The 17,138-nt window shown below is 64.1% G+C and carries 18 protein-coding genes; 8 read left to right on the forward strand and 10 right to left on the reverse strand.

Going from position 1 to position 17,138, the window contains the following annotated elements; all coding sequences use genetic code 11:
* Window positions 1–54 precede the first annotated feature (54 nt).
* The 4 genes from mimD to A5777_RS08720 form a co-directional block, all read right to left on the reverse strand.
* Window positions 55–393, reverse strand: coding sequence for a propane 2-monooxygenase effector subunit MimD (mimD, locus tag A5777_RS08705; RefSeq protein ID WP_174273062.1), 339 nt, complete (start codon window positions 391–393; stop codon window positions 55–57).
* Between the two features lie 5 nt (window positions 394–398).
* Window positions 399–1,505: an aromatic/alkene monooxygenase hydroxylase subunit beta gene (locus tag A5777_RS08710; protein ID WP_064862353.1), complete on the reverse strand. Its 1,107-nt coding sequence runs from the start codon at window positions 1,503–1,505 to the stop codon at window positions 399–401.
* A gap of 47 nt (window positions 1,506–1,552) precedes the next feature.
* Window positions 1,553–2,596 carry a 2Fe-2S iron-sulfur cluster-binding protein gene (locus A5777_RS08715; RefSeq protein ID WP_064862354.1) on the reverse strand — a complete coding sequence of 348 codons (1,044 nt, stop codon included), beginning with the start codon at window positions 2,594–2,596 and terminating at the stop codon, window positions 1,553–1,555.
* Window positions 2,597–2,783: 187 nt separating this feature from the next.
* Window positions 2,784–4,421 carry an aromatic/alkene/methane monooxygenase hydroxylase/oxygenase subunit alpha gene (locus A5777_RS08720; RefSeq protein WP_064862355.1) on the reverse strand — a complete coding sequence of 546 codons (1,638 nt, stop codon included), beginning with the start codon at window positions 4,419–4,421 and terminating at the stop codon, window positions 2,784–2,786.
* A 434-nt stretch (window positions 4,422–4,855) separates the two neighbouring features.
* Between A5777_RS08720 and A5777_RS08725 the strand changes: the two genes are divergently transcribed.
* Complete coding sequence (locus A5777_RS08725) at window positions 4,856–5,959, forward strand: hypothetical protein (protein WP_064862356.1); 1,104 nt, start codon at window positions 4,856–4,858, stop codon at window positions 5,957–5,959.
* A 145-nt stretch (window positions 5,960–6,104) separates the two neighbouring features.
* On the opposite strand, the gene A5777_RS08730 is transcribed toward A5777_RS08725, so the two are convergent.
* The 4 genes from A5777_RS08730 to A5777_RS08745 all read right to left on the reverse strand — a co-directional run bounded on the left by A5777_RS08730 (window position 6,105) and on the right by A5777_RS08745 (window position 10,725).
* A complete protein-coding gene (locus A5777_RS08730) occupies window positions 6,105–7,295 on the reverse strand; it encodes a serine hydrolase domain-containing protein (RefSeq protein WP_064862357.1) in 1,191 nt (396 codons plus the stop codon).
* The gene (locus tag A5777_RS08735) at window positions 7,292–8,482 is read right to left on the reverse strand and encodes an aminotransferase class I/II-fold pyridoxal phosphate-dependent enzyme (RefSeq protein WP_064862358.1); all 1,191 of its coding nucleotides are present in this window, start codon (window positions 8,480–8,482) and stop codon (window positions 7,292–7,294) included. Before A5777_RS08735 ends, A5777_RS08730 begins: the two co-directional genes overlap by 4 nt.
* Before the next feature lie 249 nt (window positions 8,483–8,731).
* Complete coding sequence (locus A5777_RS08740) at window positions 8,732–9,562, reverse strand: aldo/keto reductase (RefSeq protein WP_064862359.1); 831 nt, start codon at window positions 9,560–9,562, stop codon at window positions 8,732–8,734.
* A gap of 128 nt (window positions 9,563–9,690) precedes the next feature.
* Window positions 9,691–10,725: an NADP-dependent oxidoreductase gene (locus tag A5777_RS08745; protein ID WP_064862360.1), complete on the reverse strand. Its 1,035-nt coding sequence runs from the start codon at window positions 10,723–10,725 to the stop codon at window positions 9,691–9,693.
* Window positions 10,726–10,861: 136 nt separating this feature from the next.
* On the opposite strand from A5777_RS08745, the gene A5777_RS08750 reads away from it, so the two are divergent.
* Window positions 10,862–11,272, forward strand: a complete 411-nt coding sequence (locus A5777_RS08750) for an ArsR/SmtB family transcription factor (RefSeq protein ID WP_005203748.1) — start codon at window positions 10,862–10,864, stop codon at window positions 11,270–11,272.
* Window positions 11,269–11,787: an SRPBCC family protein gene (locus A5777_RS08755; protein WP_064862361.1), complete on the forward strand. Its 519-nt coding sequence runs from the start codon at window positions 11,269–11,271 to the stop codon at window positions 11,785–11,787. The genes A5777_RS08750 and A5777_RS08755 overlap by 4 nt, the downstream gene beginning before the upstream one ends.
* Window position 11,788: 1 nt before the next feature.
* On the opposite strand, the gene A5777_RS08760 is transcribed toward A5777_RS08755, so the two are convergent.
* Complete coding sequence (locus tag A5777_RS08760; RefSeq protein ID WP_064862362.1) at window positions 11,789–12,262, reverse strand: NUDIX hydrolase; 474 nt, start codon at window positions 12,260–12,262, stop codon at window positions 11,789–11,791.
* 130 nt (window positions 12,263–12,392) lie between these two features.
* Between A5777_RS08760 and A5777_RS08765 the strand changes: the two genes are divergently transcribed.
* The 5 genes from A5777_RS08765 (at window position 12,393) to A5777_RS08785 (ending at window position 15,005) form a co-directional block, all read left to right on the forward strand.
* A complete protein-coding gene (locus A5777_RS08765) occupies window positions 12,393–12,722 on the forward strand; it encodes a hypothetical protein (RefSeq protein WP_064862363.1) in 330 nt (109 codons plus the stop codon).
* 113 nt (window positions 12,723–12,835) lie between these two features.
* Entirely contained in the window at window positions 12,836–13,294 is a 459-nt protein-coding gene (locus A5777_RS08770) for a hypothetical protein (RefSeq protein WP_064862364.1), read from the forward strand.
* Between the two features lie 62 nt (window positions 13,295–13,356).
* Window positions 13,357–13,599, forward strand: a complete 243-nt coding sequence (locus tag A5777_RS08775; RefSeq protein ID WP_039854792.1) for a hypothetical protein — start codon at window positions 13,357–13,359, stop codon at window positions 13,597–13,599.
* A gap of 132 nt (window positions 13,600–13,731) precedes the next feature.
* On the forward strand, window positions 13,732–14,655 hold the full coding sequence (locus A5777_RS08780) for an LpqN/LpqT family lipoprotein (protein WP_064862365.1): 924 nt from the start codon (window positions 13,732–13,734) through the stop codon (window positions 14,653–14,655).
* A gap of 59 nt (window positions 14,656–14,714) precedes the next feature.
* The gene (locus A5777_RS08785) at window positions 14,715–15,005 is read left to right on the forward strand and encodes a hypothetical protein (protein WP_064862366.1); all 291 of its coding nucleotides are present in this window, start codon (window positions 14,715–14,717) and stop codon (window positions 15,003–15,005) included.
* A gap of 292 nt (window positions 15,006–15,297) precedes the next feature.
* On the opposite strand, the gene A5777_RS08790 is transcribed toward A5777_RS08785, so the two are convergent.
* Complete coding sequence (locus A5777_RS08790) at window positions 15,298–17,133, reverse strand: MFS transporter (RefSeq protein ID WP_064862367.1); 1,836 nt, start codon at window positions 17,131–17,133, stop codon at window positions 15,298–15,300.
* Window positions 17,134–17,138 lie beyond the last annotated feature (5 nt).

Raw genomic sequence — 17,138 nt, forward strand, 5'->3', positions numbered from 1 at the left:
AATGGACTCGCCGCAGGCGCCGGGTGGACGATCCTCGGCGCCTGCGGCGAAGTGTTACGACGACGCGGTGAGGTCGAATCCGATGAACTCGGCGGCGTCCTCCGGGCTGGCGAACAGGATGGTCTTGTCGTCGAGGTGAACCATCCGCCCGTAGTGCGTGGAGCTGATCTCCTCGAAGATCGACCCGTCGAAGTCCTGGCCGAGGGCATCGGTCAGTTCGTCGTAGTCGAATATGAGGCGGTTGACGCCGTCGACACGGATCATCGACGGGTACTCGGTGAGTTCGACGCCGTCCTTGGCTCCCATGACGTCGGCGACGATGCGACCGATCGGCGTATTCATGAGCGTGACACCGCACATGTTGGAGAACTCGGTATCGGCCCCGAATTGCATGGTGCTCACTTGTTCAGCTCCTCTGGAATATCGACGTCCATGGCGGTCAGAACGTCGGCGAACTTGGTCTTCGCGTGTTCGAGACTGGATGAGAAGGTGACCGACTTGTCGGCCGGCTGCGACCAGATCGGCTGCAGGGCGCGGGCTGCGTCGAGGCTTCGCGGTACCCATTCAGACATCCACCGCGAGAAGAGCTTTCGATTGTCGATGCCGTACTTCTCGTCACGCGAGAGCATCTGGAACAGTGCGCGCGAGTAGTTCAGGTCGCGGTCGTAGTCGTACTCTCCGGTGCCGACGATCGTGGGTGTGATGTAGTCGCCGTTGCGGGCGGCAACCTGCATGACGAGCTCCGATCGGAACAGTGAGCCCACCAGTTGCTCGAAGACGATATTGGAGCAGAACAGCAGTTCGGCCCAATCACCGATCGCCGTCAGTCGCTCCACCGCCTCGCGCGTGGGCTGCCACTCGGGGGCCGATTGCCAGACCTCCTTGTGCGCCGAGCCGTCGAACGCTTCCTCGGCTTCGGAGAGGTCGAGGTTGAACAGGGCGAGATCCTGCGCGAAGCGCAGCTTGTGCGCGGCGTTGACGCAGACCGCGTTGTTGATCATGTTCGTCGGTGCCGACCGCTGAATCGAGGTGAACACATGCAGACCCATGCCGCTCTCGGCATGCATCCAGGCGCCGAGGTTGCGCTCGATGAACTTGAGCCACGCGGAATTCCACCCGTCATAGGCCCGTGCACGCTTGGCGTTCTGCAGGCACAGGTCAACCTGATGGACGACCGCGGAGTTGTTGCGGTAGATCGACTGTTCCCATTCCTCGTTGGGATCGAGGAACTGATGCCAGTTGTCCGATTGCGCGGCGGTCCACTCCTTCGGATACCCGCCCGGGCCGTCGCCGAAGCCGTAGATCCATCCCTGGGTGAGGTGACGTTCAGGGTCGGGCTGGACGTCGACGGTGACGTCCTCATAGATCGTGGCCCGCTTCTTGGACGGCTGATAGTAGTTGTACTTGCGGCTGCGGCTGCTCGGGAATTCCCTTGCGCCGGCCTCGGCGTCGGTGAATTCGATGGACGGGAAACTGCGTTCCCTCGATTGAGCTGGTGCGGACATACCTTTCGTTCCTGTCGTTCAGGCTGACTCGACCGCGGTGGTCGTGATCAGGAGTCGAATGCCGGGCTGGTGAACTTGTCGTAGAAGATCTGGTCGCGGGGAACCGAATGCTGCTCGGCAAGCGCGAGAGCTGCATCGACCATGGGTGGGGGACCGCAGAAATACACCTCCGTTCGGGCGAGGTCCGCTTCGTTGTCGTTGACGATGTCGGTGACGTTCCCGCCGATGACGGTGACGCCGTCGGGTGCGTCGTCGGTGCTCTCCGACAGACATGCAGTGAACGAGAAATCGTCGATTTTCTCACCGAGAGTGGCGATTTCGTCGAGAAGGAAGAGATCCGACGCGGTGCGCGCGCCGTAGTAGAACCGAACCGGTCGGTTGAGTCCTGTCTCGCTGATGTGTCGGAGCAGCGAGAGCAGTGGCGCCATTCCCGCGCCGCCGCCGATCGCGACGATCGGCAGGACGTGACCGTTGCGCAGAGTGCACGATCCGTACGGCCCGTTGACCTTGATCTCTTGCCCCACCGACAGTCCGTCGGTGAGCATGCCGGCGAACAGACCACCGGGATACTTCTTGATCAGGAACTCAAGCCGATCCGGAGTCGCCGGAGTGGTGGCGATGGAGAACGACCGCTTCTCGTCGGTGCCCGGGATGAACAGGTCGAAATACTGACCCGACCTGAATTCGACGGTCTCCGGTTCGACGACGTCGAGTTTCAGCGACACGATGTCGCGGGTCATCGGCTCGATGGCGGCGACCTTCGTGGTGACGTCCTGGATGGGCGCGCCGCCGAGCAGTTCGTCCTCGTCGAAGTTGAGGAGCTCGATCTCGCAATCGCTGTATGCGTATGTGCGACAAAGGAGTACGTACCCTTCGGCTTCTTCTGCGTCGTTGCAGGCGAAGGTGGAGTAGTCGTCCATTTGGACGTCGCCGTCGAGCATGTACGACTTGCAGGCCGAACAACGGCCTTCCCGGCAGCCGTGCATGAGGTGGATTCCCTGCCGGAATGCGGCGTCGAGGATGGTCTCGTCCTCGGCTACCTCCATCTCGATGTCGACGGGTTCGAAGCTGATGTGATGCGTGTCGGCCATGAAGTCTCCTGGGCTTTATGGGGATGTCCGCGCTGGTCGGGTGGCCATGAGCGAAGCCGGGGGCGTATCGAGACCACGCTTGCGGAGTTGGTCTCGATACGCCCTTACCCCGGGGCTCGGGGTGACTCGCCGAGCCGGGCGAAGCTCGGGCTTGCTCGACCGGCGCGGCGAGTGCGTCCGTCGCGGATCAGGCCGTGACGGCCCCGTTCTTGTTGGCCATGTAGGCGGCAATATGAGCTTCGCGTTCCTCGTCGCTCATTTCGTTCAGCGCCACATTCGGGCTGCCGAACGGGATGCCGCGCACATCGTCGAGCGTCCACATCTTCTTGGGATCGAGATCGAGATGCGGCTGCGGGATGAGCGTCTTGCCGTCGTCGCGGACGTAGCCGAGATCCTTGATGATGTCGGCGAGATCCTTGCCGTGGTGCAGCGTCTCCCATTCACGGAAACCGGTGAGGCGCCCCATGTTCGGGGTCGGGCGTCCTTCGTACTCGGGACGGAAGGCCACCTTGTCGGTCCAGGCACAGGTCTCCGAGCAGTAGGTGCGCCACTGGCCGTCGACCTTGTCGGTCACCATGTCCTCGCGGATCAGGCACGGCACCATGCACGTCCAGCACCGGTGTGGGTACTCGTAGTCGACGTCCTCGAAGGCGATCGGCTTGTTCTTGCCGGGGTAGGCGAGGCGGTTGTAGTTCTCCCACCACTTCCCGAACTTGTTGTACCAACCGGGATACTTCTCCTCGAACCATTCGAAGTCGGTGTCGGTCATGGCGTCGATGCGCCAGTAGTTGACCGGCCAGCCGGTGGCGAAGAAGCGGGCGACCTCGTGCACGTAGTGCTTGTCGACGATGCGGTTCCACGCCTCCTCGACCAGATCGTGCGGAATCGTCAGACCGTACTTCTCCAGCGGCAGAAGGTAACTGCGGTAGTAGTCGTCGTAGATCCAGCGACGCCACATCTCGGCGTAGGACTCGCGATCCTTGCGGCGGTCCTTGGTTCCGTACTCGATGAAGGTGCCGATCGCGGCGTCGACGACGCAGTGGTTGTTCCACCATGCGTAGCGCAGATCCCGTTCCAGCAGTGGACGATTGCGTTCGTCGGCCAGCGCCATCAGCAGAATCGAGTAGCCGTTGGAGATGTGGCGCGACTCGTCGGACTGCACGGAGTGGAAGACCGTCGGAAGCAGGTAGTCGCCGTTGGCGGCCGCCTCGTCGGGCATTGCCACGAACAGGGTGTTGGTGAACGCGGTCTCGGCGACGACCGTCAGATAGATATTTGCCGCGGTGATGGCGTCACCGGTGATGAAACCCTCACCGAATTGCCTGCCGATGGTGCCCGCGTAGTTGTTCGCGAATGCCTTCTCGGTGATGTCGAAGCCGGCCGGGTCGATGTAGTTGTTCATGTACAGCTTCTTGAGGTTCATCTGGATCGTCGAATGACGAACCTCGTCGATCATCTGCACCGCGAGTCCGTTGTGGATCTCCGGGTTCGGGACGGCGTCGATGGCCATCGGCATCGCGCGTGCGGCGGAGATCTCAGGGAAGGGGATGATCGACAGGAACAGCTTCTGCCATTCGAGCCAACGTTCCTGGACCTGCCGGAACATGTTGCCGCGAATGGCGCCGTCCATGGCACCGTAGACGCGGTTGTCCTTCTCCTCCTCCATCGGGAAGTACGACCGCATGATCTGCTTGAGCGGATCCTTTTTGGGGGCCTTCTCGAACGTGTAATCGGTACCGAACCGAGTGGCGGGGGTGGCGAAGGTGGGCTCCCACGACAACTCGGTGATCTTCGCATGGGCTTTGGTCAAGCTCTGCCTGCTCAATGTGCGCCTCCTCGTATGGGCCGGCGCTGTGCCGACCTGGCTGGACTGGAGCGCTTTCGATACAACCGCGTGAGGTGCATCACAACCGTCTCACTGTGAGACGGGGCACATATTCACGATCGCGCAGCGGTTATGCGATGGGGGCGGGGCGTCGATGGCGCGGGGCGTCGATGGCGCGGGGCGGTGGGCCGGTGAGCGGGGCTTGGCCGTGCGCCGCGGCGGAACGTTAGGCGCGGGCGGGGCGTCGTGCGCGGCGGTCGGCCGCGGCTGGGCGCGGCGCGCCCGACGTCGGGCCTGGTTGTAAATGTGTGTTGGATCGAAGGATGTGGGTGCTGCAGCACCCACATCTTCACGTTCGACACACATTTACCGCGGCCAGAGGCGTATCTCGGCGGATGTGGAACCTGGCGGGTCGGGGGTGCGTCGGATATGTCATGCACTCACCCGCTACTGAACCCGACTCTGCTGCCCGCTATGCCGCTGCTTGTTATCCAGCCGACCGGTTCGGGCTCATCCATCGGAACGCGGTTCTTGCCGCCGGATACACCGACAACGACCTGCGCGCGTCGCTGCGTCGACGGGAGATCGAGCGTGTCCATCGCGGGGTCTTCGTCGTCCGCGCCGAGCGGACTCGGCTCGAACGCCACCGGCTCGTCGCGCTCGCGTCCGGGCGAGCCGTGAGGGGTGATGGCGTGGGCGCAGGGGATCTCGGGCCGGGCGAGTCGGGCGCTGTCGAGTCGGGCGCCGGGAAGCCTGAAGTGGAGGAGTCGGGCGCAGCGGTATCAGGAGTGGAGGAGTCGGGGCCGAAGGCTCGCGCTGCGCTGAGTCATCAGAGTGCCGCGGCGGTGCATGGCCTCGAGATGCTCTCGCCGACGCTGACGCGCGTCCATTCGACGACGGTGAGTGGTGCGGGATTTCGAACCGCGACCCATCACCGCCATGTCGCGGCACTGTCTGACGACGAACTCGTCGAGGTCGACGGCGTGCTGATCACCTCGATCGAACGAACGGCCGTCGACATTGCCTGCGGGGCACAGACGTTCGCCCAGGCGCTCGCCGTTGTTGATTCGGCTCTGCGGCTCGGTGCCGACCGCGACGTCATGACGAAGATGCTCGCCGGCAAGCGTCGCGGTGTGGGTCTGGCGCGCCGAGCGCTGCATCACGCCGACGGGCGGTCGGAGAATCCGGGCGAGTCGTGGAGTAGGGCGCAGATGATCGAGGCGGGTCTGCCCGCGGCGAGGCTGCAGCACACGTTCCGCGACGTCGACGGCGAGCACGTGGCGCGTACTGATTTCGACTGGGGCGGGAGGCTCGTCGGAGAGTTCGACGGCAAGGTGAAGTACGCGAAGCTCCTCAAACCTGGGGAGGACGCCACCGAGGTCGTGGTGCGCGAGAAGCGTCGGGAAGACGAACTCCGCGCGATGGGCATCATGGTCGTGCGCTGGACCTGGGACGACCTTCGCGCAGGGAGAGTGGCAGCGCTGATTCGACGCTGGCTGGTGAAGTTGGCGCTGATCGTCGAACCTGCCAGCGCATGAATGTGTGCCGTATCGAAGGATGTGGGCGCTGCAGCACACACATCCTTCAAGACGACACATATTCTCGACGCCGCGCACCGGCCCCGACAGCTCGTGCGGCGCGACGTTCGGTGTCGGCTCCGGACCGCGGTGTCACCAGGCGCGCTCAGCGCAGGGAGTCGTAGACCGCCTTCTCGAACTGCTGCGACGCGGCGACGGCGGCAGGGTCGAAGAACGGTAGGAGCTGGGTGGCCCAGAGTCCGCCGATGCCTCTTTGGGCATCGACCCAGAAGTAGAGGTTGGCCAGCCCGGCCCAGCCCATGGAGCCCGCGCTGCGTCCGGTCGGTGCCTGGGAATTGTTTGTCATCGCGATGAGATTCCACCCCTTGTCGACGCCGGGAAAGAAGTCGACATCGTTGGTCTTGCGTGGGTTGACGCCGGGGAGCGGCGTGATCCCGAGCGCTCCGAGGTGGTTGCGTGTTGCGGCGTCGACCGTTTCCGGGCGGAGGAGCTGTTGCCCCGAGTCGGATCTGCCGCCGCGCAACCAGAAGCGGATGAAGGTGAGGAAGTCTTCGGCGGTGGAGTAGATGCCCTGGCCGCCCATATCGAGTTCGGGATCGTCGGGCGAGGTCGGTGGCCGCAATGCCTTGAGGTGACCGTCGCCGGTGCGTACGTGCAGGGTCGCGCTCCGCTCGAGCATCTGTGGTCCGCGACGAAAAGTGGTGTCGCGCATGCCTAGCGGCGTGAGTAGGCGTTCGGACATGACGTCGCCGAGTCGGCGTCCGGTCGCGCCTTCGATGACCCTGCCCACCCAGTCGAGGTTCGTCCCGTACTCCCATCGGGTTCCGGGATCGAACATCAGTGGTGCTTGCAGCGATGCCTTGGTCGCGGTCGCGACGTCGGGCAGGCCGAGGTCCGCGATCGCTCGCGCGCAGTCGGCATCGAAGAAGTCGTAGGCGAATCCTGCTGTGTGAGTAAGTAATTGGCGGGTAGTCGCAGGTGTCCGTGGTGCGCGCACCACCGGTGTGTCTCCATCGAATCCGGTGAGGACGCCGATCCCGGAGAGGTCGGGGGCGTACTCGGACGCGGGGGCGTCGAGGTCGAGGAGGGCGTCGTCGACGAGTTGCAGTGCCAGCGTTGCGGTCAACGGTTTGGTCATCGAGAACAGTGCGAGAACGGCATCCTTGGCCAGCGCCTCATCGGTGCCCGCGGTCCGTGGACCTGCAGCTTTGAGGTAGATCGTGTCGTGGGAAGTGGTTACACCTACGACGACGCCGGGTAGCGCGCAATCCGCTGGCGCGGCGTCGACTACGTGATCGAGTGCAACGTCGTCGAGGTCAGTGCCGTCGAGGTTCATGACGCCAGACCTTCGACGAACGATGCGAGACGTCGGAGACCCTCGGTGAGATCGGCCGTCGATGCCGCGTACGACAGTCGGACGTGATCATCGGCCGTTGCGGCGCCGAAATCCTTTCCGGGAGTGAGTGCGACGTGTGCTTCGGTGAGTGCGCGCTCGCAGAATTCCCACGAGCCCAGTCCGGTGTCGGAGACGTCGATGTACACGTAGAACGCGCCGTCGGGGATGACCGGCACACGCAAGCCCATCGCAGTGAGTGCGTCGAGTACGAGTTGTCGGCGCGAGACGAACTCGCGGCGTCGATCTTCGCATACCGCAAGGGATTCCGGACTGAAGCAGCTCAGCGCAGCGTACTGTGCCGGCGTGGGTGGGCACACGTAGAAGTTCTGCGCGAGGCGCTCGACGACGTCGACCATGTCGGGTGGCAGGATGCACCAGCCGAGCCGCCAGCCCGTCATGCCGAAGTACTTCGAAAAGCTGTTCACCACAACAACATCGGGGCCGGTGGTGGGATCGGCGAGGACGCTGCGTGGAGGCCGGCCGTCGGGCCCGGGATCGGAGAGTCCGAGGTAGATCTCGTCGACGATGCTCCACCCGCCGCGCGCGGCAACGCGGTGGCACAGCTCGACGAGCTCGTCGTAGGGCAACGACGTGCCGGTCGGGTTCGACGGCGACGCCACGATCACCCCGCGTGTGCTCTCCGACCACGCGGCGTCGACGGCATCCGGGGTGAGCTGGAAGCGATCGGAGACGCCGGTCGGCACCAAGCTGACGCGCGCGCCGAACGCCTGCGCGAACTGTCGATTGCACGGATACGACGGATCGCCGATCAGCACACCGTCGTCCGGGTCGATCAGCGCGGCGCATGCGAGAAGCAGCGCCGCCGACGCTCCCGAGGTGACTGCGACCTGCTCCGCCGTGACGCCGTTGGCGCGGAAGTGGTGGCGATAGAAGTCGGCGATGGCCTCACGTAGTTCGGGGAGGCCAAGTGCGCCCGTGTACGTCAGTGGGCGGCCGTCGGAGACCTCTCGGGCTGCCGCGAGAAATGCAGGCGGAGCACCGAAATCGGGTTCGCCGATGCTCAGCCGAATCACCGGGCTGCCCTGCGCCTCGACGGCGGCCGCTCTGCTCGCGAAGTCCATCGCGTAGAACGGTGCGACCTCCTGGGCGCGCTGCGAGATCTTCATTCATCTCATTGTGCGCGACGGTGCTCGCGAGATGTTTCGGGGTGGGGGAGTGATCTCGACTCGGGTGCTCGCTGCGCTCGCGCCCGCTCGATCAGCGGAAGGGGTGATCTCGACAAGCTCGATCAGCGGAAGAGTGGCTCGATCAGCGGAAGAGTGGCTCGATCAGCGGTGGACCAGCTCGATTGGCGAAAGCCGCCGCTCCCGCTCGGCTTTTCGCCGAGCGGGAGCGAACCGTTTGCGCGGCGCAGGTCAGGGCACGTAGTTGAAGGTGTCCGGGTCGGGGCCGCGGCGCTTGTTCTTGTTGAGGCCGTCGATGGCTGCGACGTCGTCGCCGGACAGCTCGAAGTCGAAGATGTCGAAGTTCTCCTCGACGCGCGAGCGGGTGACCGACTTGGGGAAGATGATGTCGCCGCGCTGGATGTGCCACCGCAGGGTGACCTGGGCAGTCGACTTACCCTTCTCCTCGGCGATCTTCTTCAGGACCGGGTCGTCGAGGACGTCGCCTTGCGCGATCGGCGACCACGCCTCGGTCGCGATGCCGTGGTCGGCGTTGAATGCCCGCAGATCGTCCTGCGTCAGATAGGGGTGCACCTCGATCTGATTCACCGCGGGCACGATCTCGGTCTCGGCGAAGAGCCGCTCGAGGTGGTGCTTCTGAAAATTCGACACTCCGATGGCTCGCGCCTTGCCGTCGGCGTAGATCTTCTCCAGCGCCTTCCATGTCTCGACGAAATCCCCGACCTCCGGCAGCGGCCAGTGGATCAAGAACAGGTCGACGGCGTCGACGCCCAGGTCGGCGAGCGTCTGGTCGGTGGCCTTGAGTGCGTCGTCGTACGCGTGGAATCCGTTGTTGAGCTTGCTGGTGATGAACACCTGGTCGCGCGGGATGTCGGACCCGTTGACGCCCTCACCGACCTGCTTCTCGTTGCCGTACATCTCGGCCGTGTCGATGTGGCGGTAGCCGACGTCGAGCGCGGTCCGCACCGCGTCGACCGTCTTCTCCGGCTCGATCTGGAACACACCGAAACCGAGCTGCGGGATCTCGACGCCGTTGTTGAGGGTGATGAGTGGGACTGTCATGGAACACCTTTCGCGTCTATGGAACTAACAGATACATCGCGATAGCCGGGGGACTCCGTGCACGCTCGGTCTGCATGCGCGGCGTCGTGGCCGAGGCCTATCTGGCGAGATAATTCGATCCGAAGGGGTCAGGGCAGCAATACGAACTTGCCGCGCGGATGCGACGACAAGATGTCGTCGAGTGCCTTGGCGGCCTGGTCCAACGGATACGTCCGGGCGACGTCTGTCACCAGAGCGCCCGATGCCGCGTCTGTGATGAGGTCGTCGATTGCGTTGCTGCGGTTCTCTTTGCTCTGCGGAGTGGAACCGTTGATCAGCACGATGCCGTCGTCGCCGCGTCCGAACGCCGCGATGCTGACGATGCGGTCGCGGTCGTCGACGAGCACGAGGGACACGTCGATTGCCTCGTCGGTGCCCACCGTGTCGATCGCCGCCGTGACCGGCTTCTCCGCAGCAGCTTGTACACGCTCGAGAAGGCCGTCGCCGTATGCGACAGGGATGGCCCCGAGTTCGCGCAGATGGTCGTGATTGGCGGGCGCGGCGGTGGCGATGACGGTAGCTCCGATCTTGCGTGCCAACTGCACCGCGATCACGCCGACCGCTCCGGCGCCGCCGTGGATGAGCACGGTGTCGTCGGCGCGCACGCCGGCGGTGGCGATCGCGTCGGCCGCGGTGACACCTGCCAGCAGGAGACTCGCCGCATGTTCGTCATCGAGTCCTGCCGGTTTGCGGTGAACCGACTTCTCATTGACGACGACGTGGTCGGCGTAGGCGCCTGAGATCGGGTAGGCGATGACCTCGTCGCCGACCGCGAAGCCAGGTGTCTGGCCGTCGAGTGGATCGCCGACGGCACGGACGACGCCTGCGAGTTCGTTGCCGATAGGAATGGGAAGTTTCGATTCGTCGGTGCCCATCACTCCGCGCACGGTCTTGGCGTCGGCGGGATTGACGCCGATCGCCGTGACATCGATGACGACTTGTCCTGGGTCGGGGAGTGGCAATTCGGCTTTCACGATCTCGACGACCGTCGAAGGTTCGCCGTATTCGTTGGCCACAGCCTGCCGCGCGGTGACGGCGGCCGACTCGATGTCGAGAGTGTTCTCGTTGGTCGGTGTCTTCGCTGAGTCAGTAGTCGAGGAGTCTGAGTTCGTTGAATCGGCCATAACTGTTTCAAGGCGTAGGCACCGTCGCGCTATTCCGATCCGAAGGTCACCGTCCGGTGTCGATCGCTGTACTCGGACAGCAGCGGATGAGAGAAAGTCTTCTTAAATTGGTAACTGATTAGTTACCATTTGCTGTGTGCAGGACATCTTCGACGCATTGGCAGACCCGGTCCGACGACGCATTCTCGACCACATCGCGACGGCGCCGATGCGCGTGATCGACCTCACGCGTGAATTGTCTACCGAGGCGACGATTTCGCGACCCGCCGTGAGTAGGCACCTGCGGGTGCTCGACGACGCGGGACTTGTCTGCGTCGAGGACAGGGGACGCGAGCGGCTGCATCGATTGCGTCCGGCGGCGCTCGACGAGGTGACGAAGTACGTCGCCTCCCTGACATCACTCGATCGGCCACAGAGCGAGGTGTTGCCACCGATCAGTCAGCATGCCCTCGATGCGCTCGCCACCGAGGTGTACAGAACCCGCAAAGACTGCGCGAAAGGCGAGCGGTCACTGCGGCGATCCCATGGGAAAGAGGAGGCGGGATGATCCCCGAACCGACGGGACGATACCGAAAACTGAGTGAGCGCAACGTTATCGAGTTCGAACGCGAGTTCCGTGCGTCGATAGAGGACGTGTGGGCTGCGGTCACCGAATCCGACAGGTTGGGGCGATGGTTCGGCACCTATACCGGCGACCCTGAATCCGGTCGGGTCGAACTCGTGATGACCGCCGAAGGCGACGACGTGGCGTCGACTCCATGGAACATCGTCGAGTGCACACCGCCCCGGATTCTGCAGGTGGTGTCGGAAGATGAAGGGCTCGTATGGGATCTGCGCGTCGAATTGAGCGAGGTCGACGGACTCACCAAGCTGGTTATGCGGCAGATCTTCGACGACACGGGCGGCGTCGAGACCGTTGGTCCCGGCTGGGAGTACTACCTTGATCGGCTGGTCGCGGTCGTGGTCGGAGCCGGCGTCGAGGACATCGATTTCGACGACTACTATCCGGCGCAAGCCGAGCACTACCGGCGTATCGCCGAGCAGATGACCGACGCTGATTGACTCAGCGCTGAAACCACGCCTCCGAGGTGTCGGCCAGTGCCTTCTCGATGCGCAGCTTCGACGTCTCGGAAAGGCTCGAGGGCAACGCATCTGGCGCGAACCACGCGACATCGGTGTTCTCGTCGTCGGCTGCGCGTGGCGTACCTGCGACGTGGCGGACCAGGAAACACACGTCGAGGTATTGCGTCTGATCGCCGTTGGGATAGGTGACCATCGGAGTGACGTCGACGCTGGTCAATCGAACCACCTCCGCGTCGACGGCGGTCTCCTCGGCGATCTCCCGGATGATCGCTCGTGCCGGCTGTTCTCCCGGTTCGAGCACGCCGGAGACGACTGCCCATTCGGCCGTGTCGGCGCGCTGCGTGAGCAGGATGTGTCCGCGGTCGTCACGGACCACTCCGCTCACACCGGAGAGCCATAGCGGCATATGCCCTACGTGGTAGCGCAGTTCGGTGATGAATCCGGGAATCGGCATGAGGCCATCTTGCCGTGGTCGGTTCGTTTTGTGTCGTAGGTCCTCGGGTCGTGCGGTGGAGTGGCAGGATCGGCTACGAACGATCCGGGTCGAGCGTGCGGCGGGAACATGCAGGCGAAAGGTGTAATCGATGCGCGGTAGAGGTGTCTTCGGGGTGCTGGTCGGCATCGGACTGGTCGGGGTTGTGTGGGCGATTGTCGACGTTGTCGATCGCGGCTGGTCGAGTGTTCCGGGTAGCACGTGGGTGTGCGCGGTGCTCGGGCTGGTGCTCGTCGTCTTCGCGCTGTATCGGGAGTTCGGCGGGTCTCCGCTGATCACTGTCGACCACGAGAACATCGCCGAGGAGTACGAGGCGCAGAAGCGCGCCGACGGCCTGGAGGCCAACTGGATCACCAAGCCCGGGTATGCGGACGCACAGACCGACGCTGCACTCGGCCGCGATGAACCGGAGAAGAAGTAGCTGCGACACGGACCTTGTCGAGTATGTGTTCGACGAATCTGTCGGTGGTGGGTGCTTCACTGTGGTGTGCGCGTGTAAGAGCGCATCCGATCGCCGAGATGAGGCATGGCAAAATGAACACCCCTACTACGCACAATGTGTCGCGCGGGCCGTCCGCATCGCCCGGTTGGGCGGAGATGCGGACGTGGCTGATCCGGGAGCTGGGCGCGATGCCGAACGCGGCTGTACTCGATCTCGGACCCGCGGGACTCGACACCACAGTTGCCCCTGACGCCGATGTCGAGTGCGCCCAGGTGCACGTCCTGCACGGCGATGTCTACCTGGTGAGATTGTCGACTGCCCTGATGGAGCGTCCTCGACTTTCCGGCTATTCGGTACCGCGGTCGGTGCGCAATCGGTGGCGCCTCGACGACCGCTTCGACGACTGCACCCACGGTTATCTCGTGAGCGCCTCTGCAGAACTCATCGCCGACATCTGCATCGGCTGGTTCCGGGACCGGTGTGCGTGGGGCAATCCGGCATCCCTCGGGTGGAGTTACACCGCGCCGCAGCCGGCTCGGGGATGCCCCTGATCTTTCCCCCAGATCGGTTCCGAACAGGTGATTTCCCTGCAGATCTCGCGCATCGTGGAGTCATGACCACTTCATATGACAGCACCAGCACATCGTCGAACAGCAATAACAACAACGGCTCGGGAATGGGCTTCTGGAAGATCCTGGGGATCGTTGTCGTGGCGCTGATTGCGCTCGCGATCATCGGCCCGGTACTCAAGGGACTCTTCTGGGTCGGGCTCATCGCCCTCGCGATCTACGGCGGCTACATGCTCTTCCGGTCGTCGCGGTCCTCGAGGTCGAGTGGTGGTTCATCGGGCTTCTGAGGACGGCAAACGATCACCCGCGAATTCGCTAGCGCGACAGCATGATTCAGTTCAGCGGATTCGGTGAGGTGTGGGACGTCCAACTCCCGCGCGAGATGGTCACCAGGTTTGTTACGTGCGTACCATTGTCCGGTGTCCGTTGACAGCGATGCCGTACCGGTGACCCGGCTCCTGGTGCAGACCGGCCCGGATGCGCCCGACCCAGCCGTGATGAGCGAGTCGACCACGCTCGCCGAACCGATCCACCCACCAGGGGCCGCACAGGACTCCGAAACGACCGGGTCCGCGGACCCCGCCGAGTGCCCAGACGACTCGGCGGGGATCGCCGACTCGACTGGGATTGCTGCCGGCTTTGCCGACCAGGCCGATTTCGGCGCCGTCACAGGCGAAATCGATACGCGAACGGGCGAGTTCTTCACCCGGATGAATCGTCGTGATCGGCCCGGAGCCACGTCGACCCGTCTGGGTGGACACAGCGCGCACAGTCCGCGCAGCGCCGGCGCGGCACGGCGTCGACGATCAAGTGAAGCTGCGCGGGCGGTGGATGCCCCGGTGCCGATTCTCGACCGACTCACCCGCATGGCGGTCTCCGCGCATCGGGTCACCGATCCGATGTCGGTGCCCGGCGAGATCACCATCGACCTCGACGACGCCTGGCAGGCCGCACAGTCGCCGGGATGTCTGCGCCTATTCGTCGCGGGAAACGGTTGTGAAGGCACCATCGCGATCGTGCTCACCCGGTTCATCGTCGACCATCACACCGACCTCGGTGCACTTCTCGACCATGCGCCCGTCGAGGCCCGCGCCCTGCCGGGCTGGGACGAAGACGACGTCGTCACCACTGCTCGAGGGTTTCGCACGGAGGGTGCGTCGCTGCAGACGGGGACGTACCTCGATCTCGGCGAGCGCAGGTTCTGCGCACTGCGATACGAGGTCTTTGCGCGTGGGAACGTCGCGTACCTGGTCCACACGACCGGCATAGTGCCGCTCCGCGAAGGGCGCGAGCTGTGTCGTGAGGTCGTCGCCGCGGTCAGCAGCGTGGGGCTCGACGACTGAGCTCGGGGTAGTCGGGGTTTCGAGGTGACGCCCGGGGTGGATCAACGAGGGGGAGAGCAATGGTGAGTCGTGCCGATCGCGTCGTCGACTTGGAGTCGGTACTCGCTGCGGAAGCCCAGTTCGTCGACGATCCGACCGACCAGGGTTGGCTGACCGCGACGGCAGCGGGTGAACGGGTCTACGTGCGGATGGGCGATTTTCCCGACGAGGATCTCTGGTCACTCTGGCTCGGCGACGGTCGGTGGATGGATTTCACCGTGCCTCCTGCTCGCTGGAACCTGCGGGTCCGCGCTGCCCGCTGGTCGGCCGACGCCCGGGAACGACTCCCGAAGAACGAGTTTCACGACTGAGGGTGGTCTCGACAGGCTCCACCAGCGGGCATGAGCTCAGCCGGAGGAGTGGGGTTGCTCCGGCCCAAATGTGTGTCGAACGTAAGGATGTGGGTGCTGCAGCACCCACATCCTCACAAACGACACACATCTACCGAGCCAGGCCACCCCGGGGCGAGGACCGGTGCCGCGGGATGGTCTCGACAAGCTCGACCAGCGGATCGACTTGACCCGTGGATCGGGCTCGACCAGCGGATCGGCTCGACCAGCGGATCGGGCTTGACCCGCGGATCGGGCTCGACCGGCGGCGGCGTCAGGAACGGCGCGACGAGTCGGGGGTCACCAGTTCGCCGGGCATCTCGCTCGCGTCGGCGGCGACGGCGGCGAGCTCTTCGCCGAGTGATTCGGCAGGCTGATGCGACTCCGCGGCGGCACCGTCGACCGTCTCGACCTTCATCGTCTTGCTGCCGGTGAACAGCGACGCGATCGCGCCGATCACGCAGCAGATCATGGCGAAGGTGAACGCCGCGGTGAGGCCGTCGGAGAACGGATCGCTGATCAGGTGCGGGAAGAAGTTGAGCCCGGTGAGGTGATCGGCGCTGGCCTGCGGAAGTGACTGCAGTGCCTGGCCCCCGACCTCCTTGATCGGGTTGTACCCGAGGAACGCGGCGAACAGAATGCCGACCGTCGGCAGGTGCGCGATTCCGTTGGCAGCTTCCGACGGCATGCCGTTGGACGTGAGTCCGCTGTACATGGCCGTCGGCAGGTGCTGGCTCAGACCCGCGATCATCAGCGAGAAGAAGAGGCCGATCGACAACACCATCGCAGCGTTCTGGAACGTCGTCATCATGCCCGCGCCGGAACCACGAGACGTGATCGGAAGGCTGTTCATGACCTCCGCTCGGTTCGGCGAGGCGAACAGGCCCATGCCGACGCCGTTGATCAGCAGGATCAGTGCGAACACCCAGTAGTCGAAGTCGACGGGGATCGCGATGAGTGCCGCGAAGGTGCCTGCAGTGATGAGCATGCCGAGCGTGGTGAACCACTTGGTGCCCAGCTTGTCGCTGAGCGCGCCCGACACCGGTGCGCTGAGGAGGAAGCCGATGGTCATCGGAACCATGTAGATACCTGCCCACAGCGGGGTGCGGCTGTAGTCGTAGCCGTGCTGCGGTAGCCAGATTCCCTGCAGCCAGATGATGAGCAGGAACTGCAGTCCACCACGACCGATCGACGCCATCAGGTTGGCGAGGTTGCCGTATGCGAAGGAGCGGTTGCGGAACAGAGAGAGTTCGAACAACGGGCTCGCGACCTTGGTCTCGATCAGCACGAAGATGGCCAGGACGATGACACCGCCGATCAGGCCGGCGAGGACCCACGGGTTCGTCCACCCCATGTTCGAGGTGCCGTAGGGCTGGATGCCGTAGGTGATGGCGATGAGGATCGCGACCAGGCCGACGGCGAAGGTGACGTTGCCCCACCAATCCATCTTGGCGTGCTTGCGGACACCGGTGTCACGCAGCTTGAGGTAGGCCCAGATGGTTCCGACGACGCCGAAGGGCACTGAGACCAGGAAGATGTAATGCCACTGAATCGGCGCGAGCAAACCGCCGACGAGCAGGCCGAGGAACGAGCCTGCGATGGCTGCGACACCGTTGATGCCCATTGCCAGACCACGCTGGTTCGGTGGGAAGGCGTCGGTGAGGATGGCCGACGAGTTGGCCATCAGGAACGCTCCTCCGACGCCCTGAATGATGCGCCAGAAGATCAGCCAGATAGCTGCCTCGCTGCCGTCGAACCAGGTGATCGCCAACAGGATCGACGAGACGGTGAAGATGGCGAAGCCCATGTTGTACATCCGGGCGCGACCGAACATGTCACCGAGTCGTCCGAAGCTCACCACCAGCACCGCGGTGACGACGAGGAATCCCATCATCATCCACAGCAGGTAGCTGGTGTTCTCGGGGAGAAGCGGATTGAGGTTGATGCCCTTGAAGATGTCAGGCAGCGCGATGAGCACGATCGATGAGTTGATGGTCGCGATCAGCATGCCGAGCGTCGTGTTCGACAGCGCTATCCACTTGTAGTGGGGATCGTGAGCGGGAGCCTGTGCCGGTTGGGCGGACCCGGCGCCGTTAACCGCAGTGGTCATGTGAA

It is taken from the genome of Gordonia sp. 852002-10350_SCH5691597 (assembly GCF_001665715.1).
Taxonomy (GTDB): Bacteria; Actinomycetota; Actinomycetes; order Mycobacteriales; family Mycobacteriaceae; genus Gordonia; species Gordonia sputi.

Bases quoted from the DNA above. Each gene is read 5' to 3' on its own strand.
- A5777_RS08735 (WP_064862358.1), bottom strand. From the start codon at position 8,482: ATGAAGATCTCGCAGCGCGCCCAGGAGGTCGCACCGTTCTACGCGATG.
- A5777_RS08715 (WP_064862354.1), bottom strand. From the start codon at position 2,596: ATGGCCGACACGCATCACATCAGCTTCGAACCCGTCGACATCGAGATG.
- A5777_RS08745 (WP_064862360.1), bottom strand. From the start codon at position 10,725: ATGGCCGATTCAACGAACTCAGACTCCTCGACTACTGACTCAGCGAAG.
- A5777_RS08785 (WP_064862366.1), top strand. From the start codon at position 14,715: ATGGTGAGTCGTGCCGATCGCGTCGTCGACTTGGAGTCGGTACTCGCT.
- A5777_RS08710 (WP_064862353.1), bottom strand. From the start codon at position 1,505: ATGTCCGCACCAGCTCAATCGAGGGAACGCAGTTTCCCGTCCATCGAA.
- A5777_RS08765 (WP_064862363.1), top strand. From the start codon at position 12,393: ATGCGCGGTAGAGGTGTCTTCGGGGTGCTGGTCGGCATCGGACTGGTC.
- A5777_RS08790 (WP_064862367.1), bottom strand. From the start codon at position 17,133: ATGACCACTGCGGTTAACGGCGCCGGGTCCGCCCAACCGGCACAGGCT.
- A5777_RS08760 (WP_064862362.1), bottom strand. From the start codon at position 12,262: ATGCCGATTCCCGGATTCATCACCGAACTGCGCTACCACGTAGGGCAT.
- A5777_RS08725 (WP_064862356.1), top strand. From the start codon at position 4,856: ATGCACTCACCCGCTACTGAACCCGACTCTGCTGCCCGCTATGCCGCT.
- A5777_RS08770 (WP_064862364.1), top strand. From the start codon at position 12,836: ATGAACACCCCTACTACGCACAATGTGTCGCGCGGGCCGTCCGCATCG.
- mimD (WP_174273062.1), bottom strand. From the start codon at position 393: ATGCAATTCGGGGCCGATACCGAGTTCTCCAACATGTGCGGTGTCACG.
- A5777_RS08755 (WP_064862361.1), top strand. From the start codon at position 11,269: ATGATCCCCGAACCGACGGGACGATACCGAAAACTGAGTGAGCGCAAC.
- A5777_RS08775 (WP_039854792.1), top strand. From the start codon at position 13,357: ATGACCACTTCATATGACAGCACCAGCACATCGTCGAACAGCAATAAC.
- A5777_RS08740 (WP_064862359.1), bottom strand. From the start codon at position 9,562: ATGACAGTCCCACTCATCACCCTCAACAACGGCGTCGAGATCCCGCAG.
- A5777_RS08730 (WP_064862357.1), bottom strand. From the start codon at position 7,295: ATGAACCTCGACGGCACTGACCTCGACGACGTTGCACTCGATCACGTA.